The organism is Xenorhabdus ishibashii (assembly GCF_002632755.1).
Classification (GTDB): Bacteria; Pseudomonadota; Gammaproteobacteria; order Enterobacterales; family Enterobacteriaceae; genus Xenorhabdus; species Xenorhabdus ishibashii.
In genome coordinates, this window is record NZ_NJAK01000001.1 from 837,796 (window position 1) to 856,481 (window position 18,686).

At 42.7% G+C, this 18,686-nt stretch carries 17 protein-coding genes and 3 pseudogenes; 15 read left to right on the plus strand and 5 right to left on the minus strand.

The annotated features are described in order from the left end of the window. Nucleotides 1–116: 116 nt before the first annotated feature. Nucleotides 117–2,021: a biosynthetic arginine decarboxylase gene (speA, locus tag Xish_RS03925; protein ID WP_099116810.1), complete on the minus strand. Its 1,905-nt coding sequence runs from the start codon at nucleotides 2,019–2,021 to the stop codon at nucleotides 117–119. 676 nt (nucleotides 2,022–2,697) lie between these two features. On the opposite strand from speA, the gene metK reads away from it, so the two are divergent. Beyond that, nucleotides 2,698–3,852 (plus strand): methionine adenosyltransferase, encoded by a 1,155-nt coding sequence (metK, locus tag Xish_RS03930; RefSeq protein ID WP_099116811.1) that lies wholly within the window; start codon nucleotides 2,698–2,700, stop codon nucleotides 3,850–3,852. Nucleotides 3,853–4,021: 169 nt separating this feature from the next. On the opposite strand, the gene Xish_RS03935 is transcribed toward metK, so the two are convergent. Continuing rightward, on the minus strand, nucleotides 4,022–4,369 hold the full coding sequence (locus Xish_RS03935) for a DUF6694 family lipoprotein (RefSeq protein WP_099116812.1): 348 nt from the start codon (nucleotides 4,367–4,369) through the stop codon (nucleotides 4,022–4,024). 342 nt (nucleotides 4,370–4,711) lie between these two features. Between Xish_RS03935 and Xish_RS03940 the strand changes: the two genes are divergently transcribed. From Xish_RS03940 to Xish_RS18335, 5 genes and pseudogenes are all read left to right on the plus strand, one after another. Beyond that, nucleotides 4,712–5,848 carry an ABC transporter substrate-binding protein gene (locus tag Xish_RS03940; RefSeq protein ID WP_099116813.1) on the plus strand — a complete coding sequence of 379 codons (1,137 nt, stop codon included), beginning with the start codon at nucleotides 4,712–4,714 and terminating at the stop codon, nucleotides 5,846–5,848. 336 nt (nucleotides 5,849–6,184) lie between these two features. Beyond that, nucleotides 6,185–7,486, plus strand: a complete 1,302-nt coding sequence (locus Xish_RS03945) for a dicarboxylate/amino acid:cation symporter (RefSeq protein ID WP_099116814.1) — start codon at nucleotides 6,185–6,187, stop codon at nucleotides 7,484–7,486. 317 nt (nucleotides 7,487–7,803) lie between these two features. Beyond that, nucleotides 7,804–9,288 carry an aldehyde dehydrogenase family protein gene (locus Xish_RS03950; RefSeq protein WP_099116815.1) on the plus strand — a complete coding sequence of 495 codons (1,485 nt, stop codon included), beginning with the start codon at nucleotides 7,804–7,806 and terminating at the stop codon, nucleotides 9,286–9,288. Between the two features lie 121 nt (nucleotides 9,289–9,409). Further along, nucleotides 9,410–9,682 (plus strand): annotated as a pseudogene (locus Xish_RS03955) (transposase domain-containing protein); the annotation flags it as partial. Nucleotides 9,683–9,718: 36 nt separating this feature from the next. Then, nucleotides 9,719–9,976 carry a hypothetical protein gene (locus Xish_RS18335; RefSeq protein ID WP_141553936.1) on the plus strand — a complete coding sequence of 86 codons (258 nt, stop codon included), beginning with the start codon at nucleotides 9,719–9,721 and terminating at the stop codon, nucleotides 9,974–9,976. Nucleotides 9,977–10,202: 226 nt separating this feature from the next. On the opposite strand, the pseudogene Xish_RS03960 reads toward Xish_RS18335, so the two are convergent. Further along, a pseudogene (locus tag Xish_RS03960) lies at nucleotides 10,203–10,709 on the minus strand (helix-turn-helix domain-containing protein); the annotation flags it as partial. Between the two features lie 63 nt (nucleotides 10,710–10,772). Between Xish_RS03960 and Xish_RS19305 the strand changes: the two are divergent. The 9 genes and pseudogenes from Xish_RS19305 to Xish_RS19110 all read left to right on the plus strand — a co-directional run. Then, nucleotides 10,773–11,234 (plus strand): annotated as a pseudogene (locus tag Xish_RS19305) (transposase family protein); the annotation flags it as partial. Next, on the plus strand, nucleotides 11,232–12,212 hold the full coding sequence (locus Xish_RS03965) for a beta-ketoacyl synthase N-terminal-like domain-containing protein (RefSeq protein WP_425275019.1): 981 nt from the start codon (nucleotides 11,232–11,234) through the stop codon (nucleotides 12,210–12,212). The pseudogene Xish_RS19305 and the gene Xish_RS03965, both read left to right, overlap by 3 nt. A 27-nt stretch (nucleotides 12,213–12,239) precedes the next feature. Continuing rightward, nucleotides 12,240–13,991, plus strand: coding sequence for a carbamoyltransferase family protein (locus tag Xish_RS03970; RefSeq protein ID WP_099116818.1), 1,752 nt, complete (start codon nucleotides 12,240–12,242; stop codon nucleotides 13,989–13,991). After that, nucleotides 13,979–14,236 (plus strand): hypothetical protein, encoded by a 258-nt coding sequence (locus Xish_RS03975; RefSeq protein WP_099116819.1) that lies wholly within the window; start codon nucleotides 13,979–13,981, stop codon nucleotides 14,234–14,236. Before Xish_RS03970 ends, Xish_RS03975 begins: the two co-directional genes overlap by 13 nt. Beyond that, nucleotides 14,229–15,095, plus strand: coding sequence for a class-II aminoacyl-tRNA synthetase family protein (locus tag Xish_RS03980; protein WP_099116820.1), 867 nt, complete (start codon nucleotides 14,229–14,231; stop codon nucleotides 15,093–15,095). The genes Xish_RS03975 and Xish_RS03980 overlap by 8 nt, the downstream gene beginning before the upstream one ends. Further along, nucleotides 15,092–16,492: an MATE family efflux transporter gene (locus Xish_RS03985; RefSeq protein WP_099116821.1), complete on the plus strand. Its 1,401-nt coding sequence runs from the start codon at nucleotides 15,092–15,094 to the stop codon at nucleotides 16,490–16,492. Before Xish_RS03980 ends, Xish_RS03985 begins: the two co-directional genes overlap by 4 nt. A 57-nt stretch (nucleotides 16,493–16,549) precedes the next feature. Continuing rightward, nucleotides 16,550–16,789, plus strand: a complete 240-nt coding sequence (locus Xish_RS03990; RefSeq protein ID WP_099116822.1) for a hypothetical protein — start codon at nucleotides 16,550–16,552, stop codon at nucleotides 16,787–16,789. Further along, entirely contained in the window at nucleotides 16,790–17,464 is a 675-nt protein-coding gene (locus Xish_RS03995; RefSeq protein ID WP_099116823.1) for a hypothetical protein, read from the plus strand. It abuts the gene before it with no gap. A gap of 15 nt (nucleotides 17,465–17,479) precedes the next feature. Continuing rightward, nucleotides 17,480–17,614 (plus strand): hypothetical protein, encoded by a 135-nt coding sequence (locus Xish_RS19110; protein ID WP_279625595.1) that lies wholly within the window; start codon nucleotides 17,480–17,482, stop codon nucleotides 17,612–17,614. An 8-nt stretch (nucleotides 17,615–17,622) separates the two neighbouring features. On the opposite strand, the gene Xish_RS04000 is transcribed toward Xish_RS19110, so the two are convergent. Both Xish_RS04000 and Xish_RS04005 read right to left on the minus strand, forming a co-directional pair. After that, nucleotides 17,623–18,168, minus strand: coding sequence for an IS630 family transposase (locus Xish_RS04000; RefSeq protein ID WP_341865763.1), 546 nt, complete (start codon nucleotides 18,166–18,168; stop codon nucleotides 17,623–17,625). Beyond that, the gene (locus tag Xish_RS04005) at nucleotides 18,137–18,460 is read right to left on the minus strand and encodes an IS630 transposase-related protein (RefSeq protein ID WP_099116405.1); all 324 of its coding nucleotides are present in this window, start codon (nucleotides 18,458–18,460) and stop codon (nucleotides 18,137–18,139) included. Before Xish_RS04005 ends, Xish_RS04000 begins: the two co-directional genes overlap by 32 nt. Between the last annotated feature and the right edge of the window lie 226 nt (nucleotides 18,461–18,686).

The following is an 18,686-nucleotide window of genomic DNA, read 5'->3' on the forward strand; positions in this document are numbered from 1 at the left end:
AAAACAAATGCGTACACATTTGTATACGCACAAGAAAAATACCCAACAACTACTCATAAAATGAGCATATGGTATTAGACATGTTTTCTGCTTACCACTACTTTGAGAAGTCAGAATTATTCATCTTCCAAATAAGTGTAGCCATACAGGCCACTCTCAAACTCTTGCAAGAATTGTTCCTGCAAATTTTCATCCAGATCGGTCGATTTCACTTGATCACGGAAACGGGTCAATAATACCTGCGGCTCCAGTTTGACATATTGAAGCATATTGGCGACCGAATCACCTTCCTCGCTCTGTTTGTAAGTTACTGCGCCATTTTCTGAGACATAAACATCAATGGCAGCCGTATCACCAAACAAGTTATGCATGTTACCCAAAATTTCCTGATAAGCTCCGACCATAAAGAAACCAATCAATGGCGGGTTTTCTGGATCATAAGCTGGCATTGGCATCGTTGTCGCCACACCATCGCCATCAATATAGTGATCAATTGTACCGTCAGAATCACAGGTGATATCTAACAAAACAGCACGACGATCCAACGGCTTATCCAAACCTTCAATCGGCAAAACAGGGAAAAGTTGATCAATCCCCCACGCATCCGGCATTGACTGGAACAATGAGAAATTGACATAGAATTTATCTGCCATACGTTCCTGTAACTCATCAATAATCGGACGATGAGCACGGTTGCTTGGATCAAGATCTTGCTGAATGTGGCGACAGATATTTAAATACAGTTCTTCCGCCCATGCACGTTCTGACAGATCCAACATACCATGAGCATACTGGGTATGGACGTCATGCAGATCAAACTGGCTATCATGCAGCCATTCACGCAGAGAGCGGCGGCTACTGTCGGATTGCATCTCCTGCCAGGTTTCCCACAAACTAGTCAAGGGACGCGTTGCACCTTCTGCCGGTGGTGTTGTTTCAGTAAATTCATTGCGCTCTACCCCAATCACATTGGAGACCAAAACCGTATGATGGGCGGTCAATGCACGACCAGATTCCGTAATCACGGTTGGGTGAGGCAGACCGTGTTCTTCACACGCATCACCAATGCCCCAAATAACGTTATTCGCGTATTCATTTAAACCGTAGTTAACCGAGCATTCCGACTGAGAGCGAGTCCCTTCATAATCGACACCTAAACCGCCACCAACATCAAAGCACTGGATCTTGACACCGAGTTTGGACAACTCGACATAAAAACGGGCAGATTCACGCACTCCCGTAGCCACATCACGGATATTTGCCAATTGGGAACCCAAATGGAAATGCAGCAATTGCAAGCTATCTAGCTGCCCTGCTGAACGCAACCTTTCAACTAATTGCAATACCTGCGCAGCAGCTAAACCGAACTTAGATTTTTCACCGCCACTAGCCTGCCATTTGCCAGAACCTTGAGATGCCAAACGGGCTCGAACTCCCAAACGCGGGATAACATTCAGGCGTCTGGCTTCTTCCAGTACCATCTCAATTTCAGACATTTTCTCGATAACCAGATACACCTTGTGTCCCAGCTTTTCACCGATCAATGCCAGACGGACGTATTCGCGATCCTTATAACCATTACAAACAATCACAGTACCCGTCATGCCTGCATGGGCCAGCACTGCCATCAATTCCGCTTTGGAACCGGCCTCCAATCCAATCGGTTCATCAGCATTTGCCAATGTCTCAATAACGCGGCGATGCTGATTAACCTTAATCGGGTAAACAAGGAAGTAATCTCCTTTATACCCATAAGATTCACGTGCACGTTTAAATGCTGCATTAATCGAACGCAATCGATGTTGCAAAATCTGGGGAAAACAAAACAATGCCGGCAAACGCAATTGTTCTTTTTCATCCTGAACTTTCTTCACCAGAGCGGCGAGTTCAATTTGAGCTCCCGGTAAGTCAGGGTTTGGGCAAGCACTGACATTACCCAGATCATTGACATAGTAATAGCCGCCACCCCAGTATGCGATGTTATAGGTCTGTCGCATTTTGCGAGCGATATTATCATTCATGGCAGTCTCCTTCATGGAGTCGAGGTTTGCCTTCGCCTGTAAAGTCAATAACCCAAGACACTATTTTATCGTGCGTATCTTGCGCATTAAAAAATGTCAGGGAACAGCATGCTCTTAGATTATAGGAATGTTTAGAGAGTACTAAACAACATATTTACGGTGTGGCTATATAAGAACCCAATTTATCTGCGGCTTAGTTGCGCGGGTAACATCGAAATAACTGCATACATAAAAGGAAGGAATAAGATGTGGATACATTAATGGCATAATGTAGCTGTTGGCCGTTAACACTCAGCAGATAATGGTTCATAACCCCATTCACCCCCACATGGCTTACTTACTGCAAGCCGTTTCTCAGTTGAGAAGCAGGAACATGTACATCTCCTGCAAACGCCTGTAGCTCCAAGTGCAAAAAATGACTTGTGTTACGCGCGCAGTTTATACCTGTAATCCAGAAAAATTGCAAAACGAAATTTATCTAAACGAGGATGAAACCACGGAGATGAACACCTCCATATACTTTTTAGGTATGAAAACTAAAATGTTACACACTGAAAGGTAATTAAAATTAAAAAAACTGGTAACCTTAGCAAGAGTGACTTAAAATAGCCGTCTAGACGGTAATACATCCCAATCCGCCCTTAAACCAAGATTATATTTAAGGTAATAAAATATAATGACTACACATCTTTTTACTTCTGAATCCGTTTCAGAAGGACATCCAGACAAAATTGCTGATCAGATTTCCGATGCCGTCCTTGATGCAATTTTAAAACAGGATCCTAAAGCTCGCGTAGCCTGCGAAACTTATGTTAAAACAGGCATGGTCATGGTTGGTGGTGAAATCACTACCAGCGCTTGGGTTGATATAGAAGAAATTACTCGCAGTACCGTACGTGAAATCGGCTATACCAGCTCAGATATGGGGTTTGATGCCAATTCATGTGCAGTTATCAGTGCCATTGGTAAACAATCCCCTGATATCAACCAAGGTGTTGATCGTACAGATCCTCTGGAACAAGGCGCAGGAGATCAGGGTCTGATGTTTGGTTATGCGACTAACGAAACTGATGTCCTCATGCCAGCACCTATCACTTATGCACACCGTTTGGTTGAGCGTCAGGCTGAAGTTCGTAAAAATGGCACCCTGCCGTGGTTGCGCCCTGATGCAAAAAGTCAGGTCACTTTCCAGTATGAGAACAGCAAGATTGTTGGTATTGATGCCGTTGTCCTTTCAACTCAGCACAGCGAAGATATCGATCAAAAAGCCCTGCATGAAGCCGTGATGGATGAGATCATCAAACCTGTATTGCCTACCGAATGGCTTACTCCGATGACCAAATATTTCATCAACCCAACAGGTCGCTTTGTGATCGGTGGACCAATGGGTGACTGTGGGCTGACTGGCCGTAAAATCATTGTTGATACCTATGGTGGTATGGCCCGTCACGGTGGTGGAGCATTTTCTGGTAAAGATCCATCCAAAGTTGACCGTTCGGCAGCCTATGCAGCACGTTACGTTGCCAAAAACATCGTCGCGGCAGGCCTGGCTGATCGTTGTGAAATCCAAGTTTCTTACGCCATCGGTGTTGCAGAGCCAACATCTATCATGGTGGAAACGTTCGGTACAGAGAAAGTTCCAACTTCCACATTGATCCAACTAGTACGTGAATTTTTTGATCTGCGCCCTTATGGCCTGATTAAAATGCTGAATCTGTTACAACCCATTTATCGCGATACCGCGGCTTACGGTCATTTCGGTCGTGAACAATTCCCGTGGGAAGCAACAGATAAAGCGGAAATTCTGCGCTCTGCGGCAGGATTGAAATAAATTCTTTGTTAGCCTACGAAGCCCGCAAATACTGCGGGTTTTTTTATGATCAAAAATACCCTATTAAGCCGTAATGAAATCCGTTAGAGTTCCTTTTTTCCGACAACAAGATTGGGAAATCTCCCGCATGGAAAAAAGTGGCGCTTTATCATGGAAATGAGATATATCCTCATTTTTTGTTCATGCTGGCCGCTTTAATTTTTTCTGCTTCTTCAATAAGTTGATCAGCAGTTTTTCCATGAAGGGATTGAAAAAATTTCTGTTCCAACTTTTGTATATCTGCATGTTTGATATTTCCATTCTTGTTATCCTTAAACAGATCATCAAAGTCGATACTATTGCTCATGACAATATTTAATGAGTCATCAAATTGTAATCTTTTATCTTCTGGTAAAGTATCTCTGATCTTCTCAATGGATGTTTTTACAGCGATTTCATTTTTTCCATCAATTTTGAGTTGATTATCACATCCAGCCAATGCAAATCCCAACAAACAAATAATTAACAATTTTTTCATGATCAACTCCGCTTATTACCAATAAAGTAATAATAGCAAGAATGGGAACATATAAATTATTTTAAGGAAAATTTTTATTATTAAATCAGAAATGTTTATAAAAACCACTTCACCAGAAGTTTATGCCAGCAACTGAAAAGATTCAACGGTGGTTTTGTCTTAATGGATTGTTATTCAAGTAAAAAATTATAAAAAAACGTTTTTATCTCAGTAAAAGTGTAAAAACGGTTGATTGATTTAAATAATAACTATTATTATCTATTTTTAGTCAAGATAATAAGTAATTTAACCATGCCTATATATTGACATCTCTTATATAACTCAAAATAATAAGGAGAAATAATGTTTAATATGAATTATCCCATAAAATGTTTTCTGTCCGCATTATTCATATTACTTCCCATATATGCTCAAGCAGAAAAAATTACCGTCAAAGATATTATGGGACGTGAAGTAACAATCAACGTACCTGTTAAACGCGCTATGCTGGCAGATAGCCGAATAGTTATTGCCCTGAATATCCTGCATCCCTCTGAACCATTAAAAGATATTGTTGCGTGGGATCATGCATTGGAGAAAAAATCTCCTGATCTTGCGGTAGCCTATGAAAAGAAATACCCTCAACTAAGAAAAATACCGGTTTTCCCTAATCCCTATACCAGTGATTTCAATGTTGAAAAAGCTATAATGTATAAGGCTGATCTGGTTATTTTAGATATTGGTCTGAAATCCAAATTGGATAGCAGTAATACGATTAACTTGTTGGAAAAAATAGGAGTTCCTGTCATTTTCATCGATTTCCGCCAACATCCTCTATCTAATACAGTTCCCAGCATGAGATTATTAGGGAAGGTTTTCAAACAAGAAGAAAACGCTAATAAATTCATTCAATTTTATGAAAATCGTCTGTCCATAATTAATAAACGTATCGCGGTATTATCTGCCAAGCAAATTCCCAACGTTTTTATTGAGCGTCATGCAGGCATGTTAGGTGCTGAAGATTGTTGCAATACCTTTGCCACCAATAGCTTCGGAGAGTTTGTTACTGCCGCAGGTGGCGAGAATATGGGGAGCAAATGGTTTTCTGGTATGGGAGGCAAAATTAATGAAGAACAATTATTGGCTACCAATCCCGATTATTATCTGATGACAACGGCAGATTGGGACACAGTTCACTCAAACAGTCAATCTGTCCCTTTAGGTTATACCGGAGAACTGACTACATCGCAGAAACGTTTTCAAAAGCTGCTCTCTCGCCCCAAACTAAAGATTCTAAAATCGTATCGTGAAAAACGTGTGATGGCGATTTATCATCAATACTATGATACTCCATTCAATATTATTGCTGTAGAAGCCATTGCAAAATGGTTACATCCCAATCTTTTCAAAGATATTGATCCTCACGCAGACAATATTTATGTTCACCAAACCTTTACAGCATTAGATGGTAATGGTGTCTTCTGGATAACCGCAAAATAACTCCTCTTCTGGATCAACCCCACTCGCCTTCGAGTGGGGATCTCTTACCGTAAAATTATAAAACAATATAGTTTTATACTGGTTTCTTATATAATGTTTATCTATTTAATAAACAATGATTGATTTTATGTTTTTACTACTTTCCCGCAACAAAAATCCAGAGTAATTTTAACATTAATCTTATCGCACCAATAATACCTTCCATAATAATGATATGGATTCTCATTATTATGGAAGGTATTACTAATTTCTAAACAAAAGGAAACGTTAAATTAATTAATAAAAAACAAACCATCAATATCAATATTAACATTATGGATAAGAAACAGGAATCCTATGTCTACAACTTTAAAAAAGAAACCTTTATACCAGATACTCTATATTCAAGTCATATTTGCCATTTTTCTGGGTATCGCCCTTGGTCATTTTTATCCTGATATTGGAGCATCGTTAAAACCATTAGGTGATGCATTCATTAAAATTGTGAAAATGATTATTGCACCTGTTATCTTTTTGACGGTAGTCACAGGGATAGCTGGAATGAATAATATAAAAAAGGTTGGAAATGTTGCAGCAAAATCAATGTTATATTTTTTAACATTTTCAACGATTGCATTAGTTATTGGATTAATTATCGCCAATATTGTCCGTCCCGGCGATGGTCTAAATATATCTCCTAATTCGTTAGACAGCAGCAAGGTTATTGGTTATGTGGAAAAAGCCCATGAATCATCCATTGTTGACTTTTTCATGAATATCATCCCTGATACTGTTGTCAGCCCGCTTGTGAATGGCAATATTCTCCAGGTTTTATTTATTTCAGTTATTTTTGGTATCTCTTTAGCCGCTATAGGGAAAAAAGGGGAACCTGTTTTAGAGTTTTTACAACACCTCTCAGAACCTATCTTTAAAATGGTAGGGATTTTAATGAAACTAGCACCAATTGGTGCATTTGGAGCAATGGCCTTTACCATAGGTAAATATGGTATTTCATCGATCGGGAATTTGATGATGTTAATTGTAACTTTTTACATTACATCATTGCTTTTTGTTCTTATTATACTAGGATCGGTTGCCAAATATAATGGATTCTCTATCATTAAATTAATAAAATATATAAAAGACGAACTATTGTTAGTTTTAGGAACCTCATCCTCAGAGGCAGCATTACCTGGACTAATGAAAAAAATGGAAAATCTGGGTTGTGAAAAATCGGTTGTTGGTTTAGTTATTCCAACAGGTTATTCATTTAACCTTGATGGTACTAATATTTACATGACGATGGCTGCATTATTTATTGCTCAAGCAACTAACATTGAATTAAGTCTATATGAGCAAATCTCTTTATTATTAGTTGCTATGATAAGTTCAAAAGGTGCGGCAGGTGTGACGGGAGCAGGTTTTATTACGCTGGCCGCGACCTTATCTGTTGTTCCTAGCGTACCAGTAGCAGGCATGGCTCTTATTTTGGGCATTGACAGATTTATGTCTGAATGCCGTGCATTGACAAATTTAGTTGGCAATGCTTGTGCCAGCATTGTTGTAGCCCGCTGGGAAAATGCTTTGGATAAAGAAAGAATGAATCAAATATTAAATAGTGATATGCAAAATTCAGTAGAAAAAATATCAAATAAATAAGTTACATCACCTACAGTAAATAATAAAATTTTATACCCCCCCTGCTATAAATGGGGGGATATACCATCATCCAAAAATAAAAAAATAGCAACACATAACATAACGTTATTAATTTCAGGGCAGATATTCCATCAGAAAAAGAAATCATATGCAACAAAGCAATTTTTCGCGTTATTTATTAACCATTAATGCTCATGTTTATTGATAGAGATCCTTTATATTTCAATGCAATTTTGATAAAAATTAAGAATTAGTCTAATAATAAATTAGGAATATATGTCCTAACATACCAAAAACCAAAGTACCCGGAGAATATAATGAAAAAATTACATGATATCGAAAAAGAATTTTTACCTTGTAAATCTTATAAGATGCTGATTAATGGTAAGTGGGTTGATAGCGTTTCAAAAAATACAATGCAAAGCTACAGCCCTGCAACAGGTGAATTGCTGACAGAATATGCAGCAGGAAATGCCGAAGATGTTGAGCTTGCCGTCAAGGCTGCCAAAAAAGCGCTGCCAGCCTGGAGCAAAACATCTGCGGCTGAAAGACAATCTTTATTACTGAAAATCGCCGACCTACTGGAAACTGAAGCTGAACGCTTTATTGTCCTTGAAACATTGGATGGTGGTAAAACTCAGGCTCTATGTCGTCATTTCGATATTCCTTTTTCTGTTGATCATTTCCGCTACTTTGCCGGCGTTATCCGAGCTCATTCTGATACTACTGATGTCCTCGATAATGACACACTGAGCTTAGTCATCAGAGAACCAATTGGTGTAATCGGACAGATTATTCCGTGGAATTTCCCGTTATTGATGGCTGCCTGGAAACTCGCGCCCGCCCTTGCTGCCGGTAATACTATTGTTATCAATCCTGCAAGTCTGACCCCAATCACTCTGCTTGAGCTGGGGCGTATTATGAATCAGGTTCTGCCTGCCGGCGTTGTCAATATTGTTACAGGACGTGGTTCAGTTGTAGGCCAAGCGATCCTCGACCATAACGGTATTGACAAGGTAGCCTTTACCGGCTCGACAGAAGTCGGTTACAACGTTGCCGCAGCAGCGGCGAAAAGGCTCATTCCAGCAACTTTGGAATTAGGAGGTAAATCGGCCAACATTGTTTTCCCTGATGCCAATATGAAAAAGGCAATCAAATATGCAGCCAATGCAATTTTGCTGAACCAAGGGCAAGCCTGTGAATCCGGTGCCCGCCTGTTCCTGCATAAAGATATTCATGATGAATTCCTGAATTCACTGAAAACCGTGTTTGAATCCATCAAAGTGGGCGATCCTATGTTGGCAGAAACAGAAATGGGTTGCCAAGTCAGCGAAGAACAGATGAACACTATTTTAGGTTACATCGTTCTGGCAAAACAGGAAGGTGCAACCATTTTGACTGGTGGAAAACGCATAACCGGAACAGGATATGATGATGGATTCTTTATCCAACCGACAATCCTTACTAATGTCACTAATAAGATGCGAGTGGCACAGGAAGAAATTTTCGGGCCTGTGCTATGCGTTATTCCATTCAGCAATGAAGAAGAAGTCATCGAAATGGCCAATGATTCCGAATATGGCCTGGCAGGTGCCGTATGGACGCAGGATATTAACCGTGCCCTACGCATCGCCAAGGCAATAAAAACAGGCCGCATGTGGATTAATACCTATCACGAATTGCCCGCCCATGCGCCTTTCGGTGGCTATAAAAAATCAGGGCTTGGACGTGAAACCCACAAAATGATGTTAGATGCTTACACCGAAGTAAAAAATATCTATATTAGTACCAAAGAGGATTAACCCAATCGCCACCTTTACAGGTAACACCATTCAGTTAAGAAATTATTTTCTCCAGTTCGGTTGACCGAGCCTAAGGTTGGTTCAAAATACCCTCATCACTATTAGGTCATGAGGGTATTTTTTGCTTAATCATGGGTTACTTGATACAGAGACATTTGCTGCGCCTGAGTCATTATCGACGTTTCAGCAATCCATACCGCTTGAGTGGGTTGAGCAATCCCTTGAATCAACACAAAAATTCAGCATTCGTCGACGCAAATTACCGGCTGAACTCGTGGTTTGGTTAGTGGTCACTATGGGATTTTTTCGCGATCGTTCAATCTCCGAAGTGGTCACTAAGTTGGACTTAAGTGTGCAAAATAGCGCGGGTGGAACCGTCGCCCCCAGCGCAATACAGCCGCAGGATGACCCCGATTAAGCACAACACGAAATGCACGTCTTAAGGGCCCTCGGTGAGAATGATTTTTTGGTCGAAATGGCCGTCTCTTCGCATGCCCGTAAGCTTGATGCCAGCCTGCCGGAACGTTGGACAGCCAGACTCTTGCTCTACCGACACCAACACCGACAGGTAAGGATCATCTCCTCGGTGTACTGTGTTCACTCACCGAAGCGGAAACGTATCCAGCCCAAGCTATTTTGGATGTTTATTTTGAGCGATGGGAAATCGAAAACAGCTACGGCGAAATAAAGCACTAGATGTTAGAAGACAGCATTTTGCTGCGTAGTCAGTTGAAGGCGTTATTCAGGAAATAGGGGATTCTCCTAGCTTACAGTTTGGTACAGGTCGAATAAGCCGTACTAGCTCAGACTTGACCTGACAGTTACCGGTTATTTATACAGGTGTCTGTCAGGTTAAATCTGGTTCAGATTTTTTTCTGCCCAGAGTCGTTTTCCATCTAGTAATGTTTCCATTGGTGTTCGACCACAACATCACCACAAGCTTCGTCATCATGGGCTTTCTTCTCAAGGGCGGCGATTTGAGCGTCATTGAGCGTAATACCTTCTTCAGCAACTTTAGCTTCAAGGGCTTTGAGCCGTTTTGCAAAGTTCTCAAGGTGGTTCCTGAGCCAGATAGAGCGTACACCACTCCCTGAGATGAAAATGCCTTTTTGTCGTAACTCATTACTGGTTCGATGTTGCCCGTGAGCAGGGAACTCTACCGCATGTTCAACAACGGCACGCTCAGTCGCCTCATCCGCTCTATTTTTAAAATTAGGAACACGACGGCTTTGGTTGATAAGATTATCAATACCGCCTTCTTGGGCAAGTTCTTGATAACGATAAAACGTATCGCGTGATACACCCATCACTTTGCAAGCTTTAGAAACGTTGCCGAGTTCTTCCGCTAAATTAAGTAAACCGACTTTGTGTTTAATAATAGGGTTGTTACGCGATGCTCGACTTTCGAGGAGAGTTGAAATGACATAGCCCGTCCTTTATAACTTTAAGTGACCAAACCAAAAGAAATAAAGGAACAAAAGGCTATGTCACAGCAAGATTTTATCATTTGGGTATTTTGTTGGGTAGATGAAAATTTAGCAGAATTACAGCAAGGTACACGATTCAGAAGCCGAGGCTTTCCGCCTAAACTCAGCGATGCCGAAGCCATCACGATGGAAGTCGTGGGTGAATTTTTAGGATTTTCAACAGATAAAGGCATTTGGACATACTTTAATAGCCACTGGCGCGAGTGGTTTCCGAGGCTGGGTTCACGCGCCAATTTTGCTAAACAGATTTCGAATCTTTGGTTTGTTAAACAACCACTGCAAGAGGAACTGGCGATATTATTGGGTGCGTTCGACCGGCCGGTGCATATTATTGATGGATTTCCTCTGCCCGTTTGCCTCTTTAAACGCGCGAAAGGTTGTGCACGTTTTAAAGGACAAGCCGATTATGGCTTCTGCGCCGCCAAGAGTGAAACGTACTACGGCTTTAAAGGACAACTGAGAAATCGTTATGGTGATTTACCCGATTCATCTTTATATGCACTTACCGCAGCTCATGAAGCCGTTTTGGACGCGGGCCTTGAATCGGGGGATGAGGTACTGAGGGAGGCTGCGGTATTTGCTGGCAACAATGAGGCTCAGGCTGACATTTTGGATGAACGTGTTGAAGGTAATGATTCGCGCTGGATCCAGTATGGTTACAGCGGTTACCAAGTTGCTGCAGATGTCCGTAAAAGCCTTCGCGCAAAAGGGCCTATAATGACCGTCCATAACACCTGTGCGTCAGCTAATGTGGCCATGGAAACTGCACTACAGGCATTACAATCTGGCGTGATAAATACAGCTGTTGTCGGTGCTGCAGATGCCTTTTCCCTTAAGGTTTGGTCTGGGTTTTATATGCTTAATGCCCTAGGTGAACAACGATGCCTTCCTTTTTCATCTCATCGTCGTTTTATTACTATTTCGGAAGGTGCTGCGTTTCTTATTCTGCAGCGTGAGGATAGTTTGCTGCCGCATCAAATACCTATTGCAGAGCTGGTGGCTGTCTTCAGTAATAATGATGCGAAACATCCCACTAATCCGGACAGCGAGAGTGTTCACGTATGTCACAAACAACTGCTTATTACCGCAGGCATCAGCGCAGATGATGTAGATGTAATATACGCACATGGCACAGGGACGCGAGCGAATGATGTAGTGGAGGCAGCTATATTTGCACAAGATTATCCTCGCGCTCAGGTGACTGCAATCAAGGGTACTGTTGGGCACATGATGGGCACCGCAGGTGCCATAGGTGCCGTTGCGAGTTGCCTAACCCTAAAAACACAACAGGTACCACCTACCCAAACCATCACACCCGAATTTGATTTCAATCTGGTCACGGAAGTTTCCCCCCCGTTCAAACGGATCAGGTATGTACAGAATAATTCGTTTGGCTTTGGCGGGAATAATGCCATTTCACTCTTTCGGTTACCCTGAAGGGTTAATGTGAATTAAGGAAAAAATATGATTGTTCTTGGATTAAGTGGATTACCACAAGCTCAGAAATGGCTTACCGATAGCTATCCGAACATCAATCCTCTTGATACCCGTATTTGTCAGGGGCTAGATAGTGCAGCTTGCATCGTTGTAGATGGCAAGATTATTGCTGCTGCAGCGGAGGAGCGATTTACTGGAATTAAAGGCACAGGCCAATTCCCCCAAGAAGCGATTGCCTATTGTTTGCAAAGCGCTGGGGTAACAAAGGATGAGGTCGATATTATCGCTCATGGATTTAATTATAATGCCTACCGTCGTTTTTTTATCTCCCCCGCAGACAAAACCATGTTTGATGCGGTATATCGCTCAGAAACAGTTATCAGTATGTTGGAACAAGATGGATGGACATCTGTCAAAAAGCGCTTTCGGCCGGTTGACCACCATCTGGCTCATGCTGCATCTGCCTTTTTCCCATCGGGTTTTAACTCAGCATTGTGCATCGTTGCTGATGGTATGGGGGAAACTGAGTCCGTCAGTATTTTCAACTGCCATGATGATAAGCTTGAGCGTCTGAGTTCGCAATCTATATCGTCTTCTCCGGGGATCTGTTATTCAATTTGTACGCGCTTTCTGGGGTTCATGTTTAACAGTGATGAATATAAAGTCATGGGCCTTGCTGCCTATGGTAATCCTGAAAAGTATAGTGCGTTTTTTGAAAAATTTATCTGTTTCGATGATAACAACGGGCAGATTGTTATCCGCTGGCCGCAGGGAGCACTGAAATCAGCGGCAGAAGGGTATCCTCATGCAATGGCCTGGCTGCAGACATCGACAGGGCTGACACCATGCACGTCATCTGATGAACTCAGCAACAGCCACACTGATTTTGCAGCTGCATTGCAAAAGCGCTTTGCTGAAATATTTTGTCATCTTACAAGCTGGTGGCTCAGTAAAACCGGTCATACGCATCTTTGTCTTGCCGGTGGGGTTTTTCTCAATTGCCGGGTGAACCAGCAGATTTCGACGCTGCCAGCGGTTAGCGATATGTTTATTCAGCCTGCATCCGGTGATGATGGTAGCGCACTAGGAGCTGCACTTGCCTGCCTGAAATATGACTATAAGGGAGAACGGCTATTTTCACCCTATCTTGGCCCGTCATATACCGATGAAGATATTACCGCCATTCTGAAAGAACTAAAGTATAAAGACCTCAGTGTTTCCCATACAGGGTTGAGCAACCAGTATTTCGAGTCGGCAGCTCAAGCCATAAAGGATGACCTAATCATCGCATGGTTTAATGGACGAATGGAGTTTGGCCCTCGTGCCCTGGGCAACCGATCAATTCTCGCGCTGCCATCAGGAAAAAACATCAAAGAACGTATTAACCGGACAGTGAAATTTCGGGAAGGATTCAGACCCTTTGCACCAGCAGTCACCGATGAATGCTTAGAGCAGATTTTCGATGTCAAACATCTTACCCCATATTATTACATGCTCAGCACCACAAACGTCAGAGAAGGCATGGTTGGTGCAGTCAGCGGAGTTATACATACAGACGGGACAGCGCGTACGCAAGTTGTTAGTGGGCGTTTCAACCCAGTTTTCTACCGCCTCCTTCAAGAAGTGAGTAAAAAGACCGGTTATGGATGCGTCGTAAATACCTCTTTCAATGTGAAAGGGCAGCCTCTGATTCTTGATCCTCGTACTGCACTTGAGACGTTCATGAATACCTCATTAGATAAACTTTATCTGCAAGGATTTATAGTATGCAAACGCTGAAACAGACAATCGCCAGTATTCTGAAAGAAATGATACCTGAAGATAAAACTGATCTGGCGTTATCAGTTGGAGATATTATTCATGACTCACTGGCGTATATGCGGTTTATAGTTACGCTGGAAGAAAGAATGGGCGTTTTCCTTGATGATCTGGGTGATGAACTTCTGCAGTTTGATTCTCTGGATGCACTGACAGAGGCTATTAAGAAGGTACTTCCTGCTTCTGTGGTGATAAATAATGATTAATACACTTATCGACCGCAATTGGTTGTCATTAAATGGGAGTTCGGAAAGGCTGATTGGCTATCGTTTTCATGGTGAGCTGTATGAGACATACCAACTTCTGGACAAGATGTTGATATCCCTTGCGGGCATGGAAGGGGTATTAATTCCGCACAGCTGCAACACACTGCTACCAACCGAGGTATTGGATCGTATCGGCTTTTTTGACAAACTTCCTGCCAACCCTATGTTTGCATTGCCCCACATTCCACCTACACAACCCGGAAGCAAATTAGTGCTAAGCCCCTCTACGTGCTACCACACGTTTGCTGCACTGGAAAACAAGATTCATCAAAATGCTCCTACCCTTTACACCGCTAAAGGTGAGTGTCATCGCTTTGAACCTGATGTTAATGCTCTTGGGCGGCTTGTGAATTTTACAATGCGAGAATTCATCCTCATCGGCCCGCCGACTGATGTCATTCACTTTTGCGACAGAATATTCGAACGTATTTTACGTTTTCTTAACTACATTGATGACAATTTCAGGCAAGAGACTGCAAACGATGTGTTTTACGGTGAAAATAGCGTTGTGACCCAAAAAATTCAGCGGGCATTAGGTGTAAAAAAGGAAGTGATCACTTCCTGCCATATTGGGAATGCACTTAGCGTCGGATCGCGTAATTATCACCGTAACTTGTTTACGGAAAAATTTAATATCCATACCCATTCGCCTAACGAAGAACTGCATTCCTCCTGTGTGGCATTTGGTATGGAAAGACTGTTACTCAGTCTCATCAGCAAAATTCCGGAATTTAATAACACATTACTTTATGAACGGATCAATGAAGCCTCTCTGTGCGTTGAAGAGGAGCGGGCATGAAAGAACATAATGAAGACTCATATGCACGCATTTGCAGCAAAATAATCAGCGTCTCGCTTCCATTGATGGGTAGTATGACGGGAAATTTGCTGATGATGGTCATTGACCGTATGTGTCTTGCCCGTTATTCAGAGGAGACACTGGAAGCGTCAGGGCCGGCTATTTTCACGGCAATGACAATCATTGCCTTTTTTAGTTCTACCGTTGCCATATATCGTGCATTTGTCGCACAAGCATGGGGGCGAGAGGGGGAGAAAGCGGCTCGCTTCGAGGGAGCCGCTGGCATGGTAACAGGTGTGTTGGCTGGGCTGGTGCTCGCTTTGCTTTCACCGCTAATCTCAGCCATTCCAGAACTCAGTAACCGTACGCTAGGCAGTATTGCCCTTGAGTCGCAGTACCTGTTTATCGCCACCTATTTTGGTGCCTTCATGGTATTCAATGTGTCTCTAGCCTCCTGGTTTAATGGTACGGGCCGAACCCGTATAACATTTGTAGTGGGGCTGGTGGGACAGATTTGTGATGTCATTTTCACTGTCGGTTTGACCTTTGGCTATTTCGGCTTGCCTGAAATGGGTATGAAAGGGGCTGCTCTGGGCACCCTGATTGCAAGTATAACCATGTCAGGCATTTATCTAAGCCTTTTACCGCGAGAAGTTTACGCGGAGACAGGTAAGATACTGTCAGGCCGTGTCACGCATTTGACTTCGTTGTTACTGTTCCGCTTGCGCCGGGGTTCTGTGTCCGGGTTGACTAACGGTATTGATGAAATGGGCAATACAGCTTTTGTCTGGATTGCGGGTGTCATGGGGCCAGTTGCTCTTGCGGCAAATAATGTCAACTTGACCATCAACTATATGGCTATTATTCCCATAATTGGTCTGGGGATTGGGTGCAGTATTTTGTGTGGAAATGCTGTTGGTGCTGGTCGTTATCACCATATTCAGCGGATCCTGCTGGTGACGATATGCATTGAAATGTGCTACGTTGCTACGGTATCAATTGTTCAGGTGGGCTTTCCTGAATTACTGCTCAGCCTCTTTGGTCAGTTTGACGGCAACACCCAGGTCTACGATCTTGCCATCAGTACGGAAAGAGTCCTGTGGACCTATTCTCTCACATTTGTTTTCTCCATGACTGGTGCTGCTGTACTGGAGTGCCTTGGAATGACCCGATTTATGTTCTGGGGTCGTGTCATCATTATGTGGTTTATCAGTGTACCTCTTATTTATTACACGGCGAACAATCATCGTGAAAATCCTGATGCATTGGTCACTATCTGGATTATCGGTTCTGTTTTTGAATTGCTGATCGGCACGCTGTATTTCTTAAGAATATTTCACGCTATTCGCCACCAGGAAAACCAGTTGGCACAGAAAAACTACAGCATCAAGGAGTAATTACATGTATAGGCTCGGAAACCAACCCTCTCCATCGATTAATTGCTTTACGGGAGTATGGAAAAATTATTCGATTTAAAGGGACAGAAGGTCACTGAAAGTGAGCTTTTAGCGCAGAGTGGTGGATATCTGTTTGAGGCTGGAGTGGATGAATGGGGAATGCCAGAGATAACGTTTTCTGTTGAGCAGGTTGGTCTGAAAGGCGCCAGCAAGTATGGAGGCACTCCACTAAAAATGAGCATTGATACGAGTCACTGGCGCGGACAGCTTGCATCGCTTCTCAGTCAGGAAGGCTGAGTGATTGTATGGGTAAACTCCCGCTGGCTTGATTACGCACAAGTCTATAATCAGCGCACCGGGTACCTTCACGCTTTACTGATTACAGGTATTCGTAATGATGGCTCTGCTGTTCATGTGGTTGACTCACTGATTGTTGATCGCACTCCGTGGGCTTGTAACGCCTGGTTGCAGGCCCATGCATTCGAGAAAGCCATATCAGAGCGAGTACGTAGTGAAACACACGATCACATGGGGGTTTTCTGGATACTGCGGCTCACCGGTGACCTTCCCGAACCGGGCACGAAAGACGCGCTTATCAGGCAGGCAAAGCAGTTTTTATCGCACACTCGTTATTATGAAGCGGTAAAACAATACAAGGAAGATAATATTGTCTTGCTTATCAGAAAAGACGCAATGGCTGCAAAGGCAGCAAGGAGAATATTCGATCATATTTCAGTGCTCTACATTTTACCTGGCCTGAAATTGCTCGAGAATTCACTTGAACTGGAGAACTTTGATGTGGATACCCGCGACAGCGTACAGTCACTCAGACGAGCGTGGCATGCACTTTCTATAATGGCGCTAAAATATGAAGCCACTTTTTCTGTGTCGATATTGGAGAGAATGTTGGTCCGATTTGATGAAATCAATAATCAGACAAAATTACTGTGGGGAAAAATAGCAGCACATTGATTAAGAGTTAATAATATGAAAAAGATATTATATATCGGACGGAGCGAACATGCCCGTCACTACCTCACCTATGCCCAGAGCAAAGGGTTCATTATTGACTTTGTCGAGCATCCACCTTTTCATTCAGATGTGTGGAATGAATGGATATAGCGGAATCATCATAACCTGACATATTCAATATGCTCCGTAAACAACTCATCAACCGAACATCTTTTTTGCCTCCTGATCGCTTTTGCTCCGCCCCATTTGTGTTCTATTGGGTTCAAATCCGAACTATAAGCGGGAAGCCATTCCAGTTGACATCTGCTGTCTGCTATCGCTTGTGCCGTGTCATTCCGTTTATGGAAAGGCGCATTGTCCATCACTATCACGGTGCCGTGTGGAAGCTTTGGCAGCAAATCTTGTGTCATCCACGCATAAAAAACATCGGCATTAATATTCTCGGTAAACAAGCTTAAGGTGACGAAGGTATTTTCGAGAATGGCACCAATGACGTTGATACGGCCTTTTGCGTGCCAGTCATGCGAACCAAAACAGCGTAACCCTTTTTCCGAATAGCCATGTTGACGTGGCATCGACTGAGCAAAACCACTTTCATCCAAATACACAATCGGCCTGCCAGCCCGCTCATAGTCGCTGATGCGCTCGATAAATACCTGACGAGCCTGAAGATCAGCGCGAGGGTGTTTTAACGTTTTTTTTATGGGTGATCCGAAGCCGTTTCAAGGCATAATGAATAGCCGATTGTGAGACACCTAAACGTTTTGCTCTTTCCCATTGATAGTCATCGGGAAAGTGTTGGACATCCGCCATGAGCACTGCATCAGGGATTTTCGTGGCAGGTTTATTGCGGGTCATGCAAGGTTCTATCTGATTGCACCACCGGAACAAGGTGCGCATGGAGACTTCAAAATGGGCACTCGTTTGTTCAAAAGTCAACGAATGCTTGTCTTTGTATGCCAATACTCTCTTTCGAAAATCTAAGCTGTAACCCATCTCATTTTATGCCTTGTCATCTTAGGTTTAGATATTATGTCATATTGATATGATTTAGCTATACGTTCCGTTATGAGCAATCATGATATTCATGGGTATGATGATATTGTTTCATTCAGTGATGCCAGCCAGATAGCCATTGATATACTCAAGATGTCGGCTGGTCTTACTCATCGTAACCCCGAATCTATCGCGATACTGACAGATAAAATTAAATTTAAACGTC